Origin of the sequence: Novipirellula aureliae (genome assembly GCF_007860185.1) — a bacterium.
Classification (GTDB): domain Bacteria; phylum Planctomycetota; class Planctomycetia; order Pirellulales; family Pirellulaceae; genus Novipirellula_A; species Novipirellula_A aureliae.
The window spans coordinates 252,027-264,625 of sequence record NZ_SJPY01000007.1; the positions used below are offsets into that span (position 1 = coordinate 252,027).

The window sequence follows — 12,599 nt, forward strand, 5'->3', positions numbered from 1 at the left end:
GAAAACTCGCTTGTCGTTCTTCTATTGTTCAGCTCCGAGTTTGCGTCAAGCTGCTTTTTCTTTCTAATGCGGTGGTTACTCGCGTTTTGGTTATCCAAACACTTGTGACTGCGATGATGGAAAATTGACGGATCGTTATTTCGATTCCATATCCTGCTTTTTGATTTGTGCGACGATTTCATCCACCGTTAAATTTCCGAGTAACTGATCTCGTTCCTTTGTATAGTCACCAAATCCCAAAGTAAATTGGTTGATAAACCGAGCCGTGTTGACTGGCCCAATTTCCCGGCAAAGAAGTGAAACCGCAGTACTGGTCAAGTCGGCTGTGGGTAGTATTGGTAAAGCGTTCATTTCGGCAGCTCTAAAGCAAGTTTAAGTTTAACGAACTCGGGACATGTTTCCAATGTCGCGAGTAAACATGCCTTCTTTTGCGGATGTTGTGTTTGCTTTGCCTCAAAGACAAGCACATCAGACGACACAAGCGTTACCTGCCCCTGACCGCTTTTTGCTAACACCCCAAGAATTGCTTCTGCTTCCAGCAGTAATTCTCAACTGAGACCTGTTGTCAAGCGGTCGATTCAAACAGCAGTTATCGAGGTATCTCTTCACGCTACGATTGTCTGGATTTCAATTACGCTGGAATAACGGGTGTGACTATTTTCTTGAGGTAATCGCCGTAACCACTCTTTCCGTACCGGTCGGCCAACGCCAGCACTTGGTCTCGCTCGATGAAATTTCGGTAATAGGCAACTTCTTCAATACAGCCGATTTTTGTCCCTTGGCGTTCTTCGATCACACGCACGAACGTGGATGCTTCATTGAGTGATGCAAAGGTTCCAGTGTCCAACCAGGCGATACCTCGGTTAAACAAGCCTACTTTTAGCTGTTTGCGTTTAAGATACTCGTTGTTGACACTCGTTATCTCGTATTCGCCTCGGGCCGATGGTTCGACTTCTTTCGCGATTTGAATGACTTGGTTGTCGTAAAAGTATAGGCCAGGAACCGCGAAATTGGATTTCGGCTTTACAGGTTTTTCTTCGATTGACAGTACGTTCCGCTTCGCATCGAATTCGACGACTCCGTAGCGTTCGGGATCGTGGACTTGCGAGGCGAACACGACCGCTCCGTCTGGGTCGATATGTTCACGGATCAATTGCCCAAAACCAGATCCGTAAAAAATGTTATCACCCAAGATCAATGCGACGCTGTCGTCGCCGATAAACTGTTCTCCAATGACAAATGCTTGGGCCAACCCATTGGGAACCGCTTGTTCGGCATAACTAAATTGGCAACCCAAGTTTTTACCGTCGCCGAGCAGTTTTTCGAAGTGCGGAAGATCTTCGGGGGTCGAGATGATTAAGACTTCTCGAATATCGGCTAGTAATAAAACCGATAGCGGGTAGTAGATCATCGGCTTGTCATAGACCGGCAGCAATTGCTTGCTCATCGCCAACGTGATCGGATGCAGCCGTGTGCCAGATCCACCGGCCAGTATAATACCTTTCATTGCACTTCCTCGGATGGGTTCAAACCTTGGCGTTCCAATTGATAATCACCTGACAGGATGCTTTCCCACCAACTTTGATTACTCAAGTACCATTCGACGGTCTTGCGGAAGCCACTCTCGAAATCTTCTTGCGGACGCCAGCCGAGTTCTTGCTCGATTTTCGTTGCATCGATTGCATATCGTAAATCGTGGCCAGGCCGGTCGGCTACGAAGGTGATTTTGTTCTGGTGTGGCTGTCCCGATGAGCAGGGGCGAAGCTCATCCAAAATATCGCAAAGCGTTCGGACAAGTTCGAGATTGGTGCGTTCGTTGTTCCCGCCAATGTTGTAGGTTTCCCCCGCTTTGCCCTGACTCACAACCGTCAACAACGCTCGGCAGTGATCTTCCACGTAGAGCCAGTCGCGAATGTTTTCCCCTTTACCATAGACCGGAATGCTCTCGCCACGAAGACATTTTAGGATGACGACGGGGATAAGCTTTTCAGGGAACTGGAAGGGGCCATAGTTGTTACTGCAGTTCGTTACCAAAACCGGCAGCCCATACGTGTCATGCCAAGCACGGACGAGATGGTCTGACGACGCTTTACTGGCGGAGTAGGGTGAGTGTGGATCGTAGGGAGTCGTTTCGGTGAATTTCCCCTTTCCTTCCGCTCCCAGCGATCCGTAAACCTCGTCGGTGGAGACATGGAGAAAACGGAATTGAGCTGCTGCGTCCGGTGCCAATGAACGCCAATGGTTCAAACTTGACTGTAGCAGGTTGTAGGTGCCGATGACGTTGGTTTGAATAAATTGCCCTGGACCGTCGATCGAGCGATCAACGTGACTTTCGGCAGCCAAGTGCATGACGACTTCAGGACGAAACTCTTTGACGACTTGGTCAACGCCGCCAGCATTCGTGATGTCGGTTCTGCTAAAACGATACCTGGGATTGGCCTCGATCTCGGAGAGAGACGCTAGGTTGCCAGCGTAGGTAAGGCTATCCAAGTTGAGGACATGGTGACCTGCGTCAATCGCCATGCGAACGAGATTTGAGCCGATAAATCCAGCTCCGCCCGTGATAAGAATACGTTTAGACAAGTTGAGATGGTTTGATGTTGAGGAAAAAAATCTGATTGCCAGTAGTGGATCTTGTTAAAGATCCCGGTTGCGAAGGATCTTGTTAAAGATCCCGGTTGCGAAGGATCTTTAACAAGATCCACTACGCATACAAAAAGCATCATCCGTGCGGAATGTCTTGGCGACGTTCGCTACAGTGCTCTTTTTTGTGCCGATTCGCGCCATTCGTGGCCTTCCATTTGCTTCCGTCGGCGCGGACTTCGTCCACTTGGGTGACAGGGGAAACTTGAATTGTGAAAGGGTGAAGGTGGAATGCCTATGGACGACAGTTTGATTGGAACGGTTGCCGTTTCGAGCCTTACGGATGCCAGAATCGAAGATTTGGCCGATCGAGCGGTGGAAGATGACGGTTTTGCCAAACGAAGGGGGGAAGAGGGTGGCTCAGGGTGGATCAGGGGTGGCGGGGGGGCGGCCACGAATCTCACGAATCGACACGAATGGCTGCGGGGATGGTTGTCGCGTTTTGGGGGGGGCGAGATAGGGGGAGAGGGTGGCTCAGGGTGGATCGCGCGTCTGAAGGGGGCGGGGGGGCGGCCACGAATCTCACCAATCGACACGAATGGCTGTGGGGATGGTTGTCGCGTTTTTTTGGGGGGGGGAGATAGGGGGGGAGGGTGGCTAAGGGTGGATCGCGCGTCTGAAGGGGTGGGGGAGGGGGCGGCCACGAATCTCACCAATCGACTCAAATGGGGGCAGAGGGGAGGAAGCAGCCTATCCCAACTTTAAATTATCAACTTCACAAAATCATGCGTTGGTAAGCGCTTGCAATTACAGCATCTTCTCGGCGCAAGCAAGGAATCCCCCCTATTTTGGGATAGCTCCTTAAGCTACCGGGCGAATAGAACGCATCGCCGTAGTCCTCTAGCGAGTCACCAAAATTTGGACAGGCCAATCGGGGTGTCGCCGATGGCGCATCGGGGAATTTTTCTATCACAATCAATGCCGTAGGATTCATCGGGTTCGCTGAAAGGCCAAACAGTTCGTGCTTGATCACCGACATGCCTAGCGTCGCCGCTTTTTCAACAAGCCCCGTACAATAGCCGTGATTTTCCATTCGTTCCCTTGCCTCTGGCGAAGCAAGTTCATATCCAGGCTCTAACAAGATTAGATAGCGCGATGTCACACGGTATAGCTCTTTCAGTATCGCGAGTTCATTTCCACCATTGGGTTCAATGGTGTGTGACGTGTAAACAACGTCAAAACATGAATCGGCATAAGGCAAATGAAGCAAGCTCGCAACGGATAAAAAACAGTTGCCGCTCCAGTATTTCTGCATCCATTGTCGACAACACGCGATTCGCGACCAAGAAATGTCGAATCCATGGGCATCCACCGACGGAGCATTGAGGTGTTGTAAAACAAATGAAAGCGTGGTGCCTTCTCCAACACCGGTTTCGATGATACTGGTTGGATCGGTTAATTCTCGTATTTGATCCGCTATGGCTTTTCCATACTCGATTTTGTGCGCCATCATCCATTCGTCATCAAGCGCGCGAATATAACTACCGGCTTGGAGATCATATGCCGTTTCTATGATTTCCTGGGTATTCACATCCGAATTCGACTCTTGTTTCAAAATGGAGGTAACGTTTTCGCCATCCTGAAACGCTTGCTGCAATTTTTGTGGGTGCATAAAGTACTCCTTCACCTTCGTTAATGTTCGGATGATTGATGTGTGGGAACGGTTTTGCTAACACCACCGTTTACGATGAACATGGTGTCAGCTCAGCAACTCTAGCTGGAGAGCGGTCCCTGCCGCGATGTCTTGCCTCGCAGTCCGGCCAACGACTTCCGATAGCCTCTTTGGAGGCAAACCGTATCCAGGGCGGATACTCCGGACGTTCTTTTCCGTGAACATGTCACCCTTGGCAATATCCTTCACCACGTACAGTGATCGCCGAAAGACCTTGCTGGCTTGCTCTTTCTCGGTCAATTCGTAGTTGACCGTTCCCAAAGCTTGCTCGGTGACACGGACAGCATCGACCATTGCTTTGAATTCATGTGGTTCGAGTGAGAAGGCACTATCCGGGCCTGGGGCTTCACGCGAAAGCGTAAAATGTTTTTCAATGATGCACGCTCCCAACGCCACGGCTGCAACAGGAACTGCGATCCCAAGTGTATGATCCGACAAGCCAGCGGGCACCCCAAAGGCGTCGGCTAGATGGGGAATCGTTTGGAGATTCATCGATTCGGGTAATGCGGGATAGGCGCTAGTGCATTTCAGCAGAGCCAAAGGAACGCCTGCCTTCTTGACGATCTCGACCGCGTCGTGGATCTCTGCGAGTGACCCCATTCCCGTTGACATGATGACCGGGCGACCTTTGGAAGCGACGTACTCAATCAGGGGTAGGTCGACCAGTTCAAAGGAAGCGATTTTATAGGCTGGCGGATTTAGCGTCTCCAGAAAGTCAACCGATGTCTTGTCGAACGGTGTTGAAAAGCAATCCATTCCCAAATCGTTTGCAAGCTGGAATAGCGGCTCGTGCCACTCCCAAGGTGTGTGTGCTTCTTGGTAGAGATCATAAAGTGTTCGTCCCTCCCAAAGCGATCCTGTTCCGACCTTGAAATCGTCGCGATCACAATCGATCGTAAGGGTGTCGGCGGTGTAGGTTTGAAGCTTGACAGCGTCGGCTCCAGAATCTTTCATTGCACGAATCGATTCCATCGCATGATCCAGACTACCACCGTGGTTCGCGGAAAGCTCAGCGATGAGATAGGTTCTTGTTCCTTGAAACCAATGCTTTACACAATCGCTAGTCATTCTTGTTGGCCTTTGGTACGTAAAAGAACTCCGTCCATTCGTCATCGGAACGAGTCACATGGAACCCAACCGATCTCGCAATTCGACAGGATGCAATATTGTTCGTACGAGCAATTGCATGAACGGCAGAACGCATCGTAAGCAGTACGGTTTGTACCATCGAACGACCAATTCCTTGTCCTCTCGCGTCGGGGGCCACGGTCCACGATAATTCTCTTGGCTCACCTTGGTCTAGACGGACGGTTCCGACGGGTTCACCATTGACTTCCGCGATCCATAAGTGATTCTCAGGATCCGATAGATACTTGTTGAGCCACGCTTTGTGTTCGGACTCGGAAATCGAGTGTTGATTCAGACTCGCCTCCCGAGTCTCAATATCATTGCGCCATTCCAAAAGAAGTTTCCAATCGTTCAGCGTCGCCTCACGAAGCAGGAGACTCTTTGCACCGTCGATTTCGTTTCGTTCCCTGTTCACACGGCGAAGTTCATCAACAACTCTCGTCGCCCCTTGTCCATCGACGAGAAACTCTGAGTTTTTCCTAGCCCGATCAAGAAATTCGTGGTCTTCGATCAACCTTCTGACTGCATCGCTAACGCTACCAGGAAGGACGTCCGATGTGGACCCCAGATTCACCGCGATCCCTTGATGAGACAGTTCTTGAACCACACCTATTTGGTTATCGGCAAGCACGATCAATATTCGCGGCAACCCATAGCGACACATTTCCCAATTGGTGCTTCCGCCCGCAGCGATTGCGAAATCCGCCCATGCGTACATTTCAGACATTTGTTCCACATGACCGATGAACTCGAACCGAGCATCACCTGAAACCAGTGAGACGAGTGAATCATGTCGATCGTTTAGGGTCCCTGTCAGCACGCGAAATCGGAGCGATCTATCTGACAACTGCCTCAATCCATTTACGACGGTCTCAAGCACGTTGTCAGGATCCGCCGCACCGAGCGTCACAAGAATGCGGTTGTGGTTGTGTTGCTCCTTTTGACGAGGCTCGAAGGAGCGAAACTCACGTCTTAACAGTGCAAAACGGGTTCCAAGCAACAATCGCGTGTTGGGTGACACGTCGGCGTAAAGCGAGCTCGTCGCCCCCAGATTTTGGTTCAGCACGAAGTCCGTACAATACTCGGCAAGGTGTCCATCATCATCGATTGCAAGCGTTGTTCGGCCAAGCTTTGTCAGGGCGGCATGGTAGGCGACACCAAACAGATAGCCATCGATGACAATCGCGGTGACGTCAAGGTCTTTGGCAAGCTTCTGTAATTGCAGAGAGTCGTCGGGAGAGCCAGCAATTGTCTGAGTTCGAACCAGCTCAAATCCCTCGCTCTCGATTCGTTTCCCGAGTGACTCAGAAAGGGTTGCCGACACAAACGTCACGTCTCCACCGGCATCTTGCCAAGCCTGGGCGAGCGCTAAACAGCGCATAACATGCCCCGCACCAATGGTTGCGGAAGCGTCTGCTCGGATTAGCAATCTCATCGACGTTGACTCTCGTCAATTGCTTCGTACATTCTCTCTGCTCGCTGCCAATCCTCGAGCGTGTCGATATCTTGGACTCGATACCGAGGGATCGAGATGGGAATGGATTGGGACGAGAACAATTGGGTGTCTTTCATCCAGGCATCGGTTGTACCCCAGTAAAACTGTCCCGCATCGTGGAAAGCTTCTGGCAGATCCTGTGAACGTGTTGACTCATGCTCGGGCCAGAACATCGAGACGCGTTCGTCATGCACTTGCAACGCTCGAAAGATCGGAAAGGCAAACGTGGTGACGGAAAAGGCAAAGGAAGCGTCAGGTGAGGCCTCCAGTTTTTGCATGCCTCGAATCATGTCTTCGCTCTGGACAAACGGTGCGGTAGCGTAGAGGCAACAGGCATAATGGACCGTCCGATCGTTCTGACAGATCCAATTCACGGCATGGCGTACAACGGGAATGGTGGGGGTGAAATCGTCGGATAGTTCGGGCGGACGAACAAAGGGTACCTCTGCACCGTTTTCAACAGCCACTTTGCTAATTTCGGGGCAGTCGGTCGAGACGATAATGCGATCAAAGAGTTTTGTTTGCTTTGCCGCATCAATCGAATATTTGATGATCGGTTGACCGCAGAATTCACGGATGTTCTTACCCGGGATCCGCTTGCTGCCGCCACGGGCAGGTATGACTGCTATATTCATTTGCGTCTTTCCAGCAGAAACCAAGTCAAATCGTCTTGCGGAAAGTTGGGATCGCGATGCCATGTGAACCCGTAATCGACTAGCGAAAATTCAGAGTGAAGATCAAGGAATTCGCCTGCAAAATTGCGTTTGAATAGTCGATCGTCATGGCCTCGATAGGGAATGGAGACAGGCGAAGGATTGTAATACTCTGCAATCACAACATACCTTGCGGAAGCGTTCGCTAATTTGTCGTATACGTCAGGAAGCGAATCGGGATTGATGTGGATCAGAACCCCTTTGATAAGCGCAAGATCGAATTGCTTCTGTAACTCGACGGTCAAAATACTCTCATTGAATATTTCCGCTTTCGGAAGGCTACATTTTAATTGCCGGGCGGCTTCCGAATTGATCTCAATCCCCGCCATGTCAACCGATGGCAGTAGCATTTGCAGGGCACGCAAGTTGAGTCCAATATTGGGTCCAAATTCAACGATCGATTTGATGCCTGACGTGTTGGATAGTATCTTTGAAAAAAACGCGATGTTCGAAGCAAGAAACTTTTCTTCCGTGTTTCGATTGATGTATTCGTCACCAAACGAACCTGCCCAAAACTCCTCTTGCGGGGTGCCAAAGTCAGTGTGTTGATTACTCATTTTTTTCTTTCGTTTTGGCGACGGATGATAGAATGTCGCGAATGCCCGCGATCACCTGTTCACAATCTTGATCCGTCATCTCGGGGTACAGTGGCAGGCTAAGTGTACGCGCATAATAGTCTTCGGCGATCGGGCATTTCGATATCGCGTAACCGTATTGGCGTTGGTACCACGGTTGCAAATGCACCGGGATGTACAACACTTGAGAGCCGACACCTTTCTCAACGAGCCGTTTGATGAACTCGGTCCGTGTGCAACCGATGGCGGCAAAATCAATTAAGACAGTATAGAGATGCCACGAGGTCAGATCGCGATCGTTTGGATTACGCAGTTTGGGAGTCTGCAGGTACTCGGTTTCCTTAAAGGCTTCATTGTAGCGAGAAACCATTTCGCGTCGCCGCTGTAAAAAGGTATCTAGCCGCTTCAGTTGACTTAAACCGAGTGCACACTGAAAATCGGTGATGCGGAAGTTGTAACCCAGCTCCTGCATCTCATAATACCAAGGGCCCTTTTCCTCGAAGTGGTCGTCTCCGATTCCGACGAACTCATCGGGTTGGCGAACCATCCCGTGTGTCCGCAGCATTCTTGCTTTTGTTGCATAATCGTCGTTATCGGTAACCAGCATCCCGCCTTCACCGGTCGTCATCGTTTTCACCGGATGAAAACTGAACGTCGACATGTCGGCCCAAGGATGGCCACCGATCTTCCAGTTTTTGCCTTCATGTTCAAAGCTGCCGCCGACACCGTGGCAGGCATCCTCGATCACGATCGCTCCTCGCTCTCTCGCCACAGCGGCAATCGCTGGCATGTCGGCCGTTTGACCCGCATAATGCACTGCGATGACAGCTTTTGTGTCCGCCTGCCAATTTCCTCGAAGCGATTCAGGACAAAGGTTATAGGAAACAGGATCAATATCGGCAAAGTCGGGTATCGCTCCCACCATCGCTGCGCAATTTGCCGATGCCAAAAAGGTATTAGGGCTGGTGACAACACGATCGCCTGGGCCGATGTTTGCAACCATCATTGCCAAGTGTAACGCCGCGGTCGCGTTACAAACCGCCACGGCATGTTTAGCACCCACGCGTTTCGCAAACTCTTCCTCGAACCGATTGACCAAGGGGCCCGTCGTCAGCCAATTCGACCGCAGCGAGTTAGAAACCTCCGCGATATCGGCTTCACTAATCGATTGACGGCCGTAGGGAATCATCATTTTTGGAACAAAAGTTTGGTCGATCGTGTTTTGTAGTGGATCTTGTTAAAGATCCCCAGTGTGTCAGGATCTTTGACAAGATCCACGACCCAAATATCTAAGTTTAGGCAATCACTCGATCTGGAAATTCGGGTCGAGACGTTCACGTATTTCTTGTCGTATCTGGTCAACGGTAAGGAATTCTGGATTGTCGCCTGAGGAATAGCTAAATCCTTGCGTCACCCGTTTGGCAGCGAATTTGTCAACGAATTCCTTTATTTTCCAAGCTGGTGTTTGGGGCAGGATAACAAAGTACTTCCCGAGGTCGTAGGTGGTGAAAGAATCAGATGCTGTAATCATCTCTTCATGAATTTTTTCGCCCGGCCGTATGCCAATTATCTTGTGTTCGCACTCAGGACCGATCGCTTCGGCTAGTTCCATGATTCGGTACGAAGGTATTTTCGGTACGAATAGCTCGCCACCCCAAGCATGTTCAAGGGCATGAAGAACCATTGCGACACCGTCTTGCAGTGAGATATTGAAACGCGTCATCGTCGAATCGGTAATCGGTAACACACCCGTTTTCTTTTTCTCTAGGAAAAATGGGATTACCGATCCATTCGACCCCATGACGTTTCCGTAACGGACAACGGAAAACCGAATGTCTTTTTTCCCGCGAATGTTGTTTGCCGCGATGAACAGTTTATCAGAGGTTAGTTTCGTTGCTCCGTAAAGGTTGATCGGGGCACAGGCCTTATCGGTTGACAATGCCACGACTCGGCTGACACCACTTTGCAGCGCAGATTCAATCACATTTTCGGCACCGCCCACATTGGTCTTCACACATTCGTCTGGATTGTACTCTGCAATGTGCACATGTTTCATCGCCGCCGCATGCACAATGAAATCAACTCCAGTTAAAGCCCGTTGCAATCTTTCTCGGTCTCTCACATCACCAATGAAAAAGCGAATGCTCGGATACTTCACAGCAGGATACTCCTGCGCCATTTGAAATTGCTTCTGCTCGTCGCGCGAGTAGATAACGACTCGGCCGACATCAGGCCACTTGTCGAAAATGGTCTTTACCAGTTCTTTGCCAAGCGAACCGGTACCACCGGTGATTAGGATTGATTTATTTGATAGCATTTTTTTGAAATCAGAAGGGCCAAAGCAGTGAAAGGGTCGGAGTCTGCAATTGATTTTTGAGACGGGAACTGAGCGGTGACCGGTGTCGACTCGGTTTGGAAAGGTCTCTAATGATTGAGAGGTTTTGCGTAGAGATAATTTGCGTAGAGAAAAACGTGAAGTTATTTTTGGCAGCTAAAACAGGCGTCGCTTAGCGGTTCAGCTTTATTAGCGTTGAACGGGCCGAAAGTCCAGGGGAGAAATGAGTCGTGGGTGCTGCGTTGCATCTTGATTTCAGGCTTGACAAAAGAGTGGCTGGGGCATCTTGCCCCAGAAAGCTGCGGCTGGAAGCTGCGGCTGAAAGCTGCGGCTGGAAGCTGCGGCTGGAAGCTGCGGCTGGAAGCTGCGGCTGGAAGCCACAGCCACGAAAGATCTCCACCTGGGTGACAGACGCGGATGATTTCGTCGTTGAAAAGTCGTTGAAAAGTAAACGTACGATTCGTGGCCAAAATCGTTGACGAGGACTAGGCGGACTGCATCAAGCCAATCTCCGCGTCGGACAATGGACCCTTCCTTTGTGGCTGATTTAGGCGTGGATTGGTATTGCCACGAATCTCACGAATCGACACGAATGGTCATTTGTCAGTTGTCAGTGATCACTGGAGTTTTTCGGTGACTTCGTGGTTGATCGGCTTTACCGATCAGGGCGTTCCAATGCTTGGGAGAGAACCGTTTTGCTAGTGTTCACTTTGTTGAGCGGGGATTTATGAGGGATTTATGAGCGGGCGAAGGGCTTGGCGACTCTCGCGATGGGGCTTCCGTCGGCGCAGACTTCGTCCACTTGGGTGACAGGAGATGAGTTGCCCCGAGCCCCATAAGAACCTCCCCGATATTCTGGTTTGCATTCGGCGTTTGACAAGTCTTAGCTAGATAGTCAATCGATCGATAAGGCACATAATCTAGCCCATGGATGAGCCATTCGGTAGACGCCCTTCGCTCGGACAACCGAGCAGCGTGAAAATGCTGCGATGCCGCATCACGGCAGAACGAGACTGCTCGACCATGGCTTGTTTTCGAGATGCCAATCAACGCATTGCTGCAGCCCGTCTTCGAGCGTCACGCTTGGGTGCCAACCGAGTTGCGTTTTAGCTTTCTCGATGTTCGCTTGCGTGGTGACGATGTCGGCTTTGTGAAACGTCTTGTGGACCAGCCTCGCTTTTTTACCGAGACTTTGTTCCAGCGAAGCGATGACGGTATTGAGTGATACCGGTTCACCTCCTCCGCCCAAGTTGAAGACTTCGTAGCCAACCGGTTTGAGTGCGGCGACCGTACCGCGAGCGATATCGTCGACGTGAGTAAAGTCACGCGATTGTTCGCCATCGCCAAACAGTTCAATCGGTGTCTCTTCGTCGATCCATTTGATAAACCGAAAGATGCACATGTCAGGCCGGCCTGCGGGGCCGTAGACGGTGAAATAGCGACAAACCGATATGTCGATATCGTACAGATGATGGTAGGCATAGGCCATCGCCTCGGCCGACTTCTTGCTGGCGGCATACGGCGAAATCGGCGTGTTGACCGGTAACGTTTCCAAGAATGGCATCGGTTGACCGGCGTAAAGCGATGAGGTGGATGCCAGGACATACTTTTTGACGTTCGTTCGCCGCATTTGCTCGAGCAAGTTCAACGATCCCATCGCGTTGGTCGTCATGTAGACGTGCGGATTGGCCATGCTGTACCGCACCCCCGCTCGGGCTGCCAAGTTCAATACCGCGTCGAATGCATGCTGGTCAAAAAGAGGCTCAAGCGTGGACGGGTCTTCGATATCACCTTTTACGAATGTAAAATTTGGATCGTCAAGCTTCTCGAGTCGATGCTGCTTGAGCCGGACGTCGTAGTAGTCGTTCAGGTTGTCGATTCCGACCACCTGATGCCCCGCATCGAGAAGCTCCGCAGCAACACGATTGGCAATAAATCCGGCAACGCCAGTGACAAGGTAGATCATGAGATATTTCGGGGTAAAAGTGTGGGCGGCTAGCCTATGGTCGTGATGTCGGTGCAAAACGGTTCAGCTACA

At 50.8% G+C, this 12,599-nt stretch carries 11 protein-coding genes; all 11 read right to left on the reverse strand.

Annotated elements, in window-relative coordinates; all coding sequences use genetic code 11:
• Positions 1–135: 135 nt before the first annotated feature.
• The 11 genes from Q31b_RS20990 to Q31b_RS21040 all read right to left on the reverse strand — a co-directional run bounded on the left by Q31b_RS20990 (position 136) and on the right by Q31b_RS21040 (position 12,527).
• Complete coding sequence (locus tag Q31b_RS20990) at positions 136–351, reverse strand: hypothetical protein (RefSeq protein WP_197171976.1); 216 nt, start codon at positions 349–351, stop codon at positions 136–138.
• A 280-nt stretch (positions 352–631) separates the two neighbouring features.
• Positions 632–1,507, reverse strand: coding sequence for a glucose-1-phosphate thymidylyltransferase RfbA (gene rfbA, locus Q31b_RS20995; protein WP_146601623.1), 876 nt, complete (start codon positions 1,505–1,507; stop codon positions 632–634).
• The gene (gene rfbB, locus Q31b_RS21000; RefSeq protein ID WP_146601624.1) at positions 1,504–2,583 is read right to left on the reverse strand and encodes a dTDP-glucose 4,6-dehydratase; all 1,080 of its coding nucleotides are present in this window, start codon (positions 2,581–2,583) and stop codon (positions 1,504–1,506) included. Before rfbB ends, rfbA begins: the two co-directional genes overlap by 4 nt.
• A gap of 775 nt (positions 2,584–3,358) precedes the next feature.
• On the reverse strand, positions 3,359–4,174 hold the full coding sequence (locus tag Q31b_RS21005; RefSeq protein ID WP_197171978.1) for a class I SAM-dependent methyltransferase: 816 nt from the start codon (positions 4,172–4,174) through the stop codon (positions 3,359–3,361).
• Between the two features lie 168 nt (positions 4,175–4,342).
• The gene (pseI, locus tag Q31b_RS21010; protein ID WP_146601626.1) at positions 4,343–5,383 is read right to left on the reverse strand and encodes a pseudaminic acid synthase; all 1,041 of its coding nucleotides are present in this window, start codon (positions 5,381–5,383) and stop codon (positions 4,343–4,345) included.
• Positions 5,376–6,878, reverse strand: a complete 1,503-nt coding sequence (pseG, locus tag Q31b_RS21015) for a UDP-2,4-diacetamido-2,4,6-trideoxy-beta-L-altropyranose hydrolase (protein ID WP_146601627.1) — start codon at positions 6,876–6,878, stop codon at positions 5,376–5,378. Before pseG ends, pseI begins: the two co-directional genes overlap by 8 nt.
• Positions 6,875–7,573, reverse strand: a complete 699-nt coding sequence (gene pseF / locus Q31b_RS21020) for a pseudaminic acid cytidylyltransferase (protein WP_146601628.1) — start codon at positions 7,571–7,573, stop codon at positions 6,875–6,877. Before pseF ends, pseG begins: the two co-directional genes overlap by 4 nt.
• On the reverse strand, positions 7,570–8,208 hold the full coding sequence (locus Q31b_RS21025; RefSeq protein ID WP_146601629.1) for a pseudaminic acid biosynthesis-associated methylase: 639 nt from the start codon (positions 8,206–8,208) through the stop codon (positions 7,570–7,572). Before Q31b_RS21025 ends, pseF begins: the two co-directional genes overlap by 4 nt.
• Positions 8,201–9,418, reverse strand: a complete 1,218-nt coding sequence (gene pseC, locus Q31b_RS21030) for a UDP-4-amino-4,6-dideoxy-N-acetyl-beta-L-altrosamine transaminase (RefSeq protein ID WP_197171980.1) — start codon at positions 9,416–9,418, stop codon at positions 8,201–8,203. Before pseC ends, Q31b_RS21025 begins: the two co-directional genes overlap by 8 nt.
• 111 nt (positions 9,419–9,529) lie before the next feature.
• On the reverse strand, positions 9,530–10,543 hold the full coding sequence (gene pseB / locus Q31b_RS21035) for a UDP-N-acetylglucosamine 4,6-dehydratase (inverting) (protein WP_146601630.1): 1,014 nt from the start codon (positions 10,541–10,543) through the stop codon (positions 9,530–9,532).
• A 1,015-nt stretch (positions 10,544–11,558) separates the two neighbouring features.
• Positions 11,559–12,527 carry an NAD-dependent epimerase/dehydratase family protein gene (locus Q31b_RS21040; protein WP_146601631.1) on the reverse strand — a complete coding sequence of 323 codons (969 nt, stop codon included), beginning with the start codon at positions 12,525–12,527 and terminating at the stop codon, positions 11,559–11,561.
• Between the last annotated feature and the right edge of the window lie 72 nt (positions 12,528–12,599).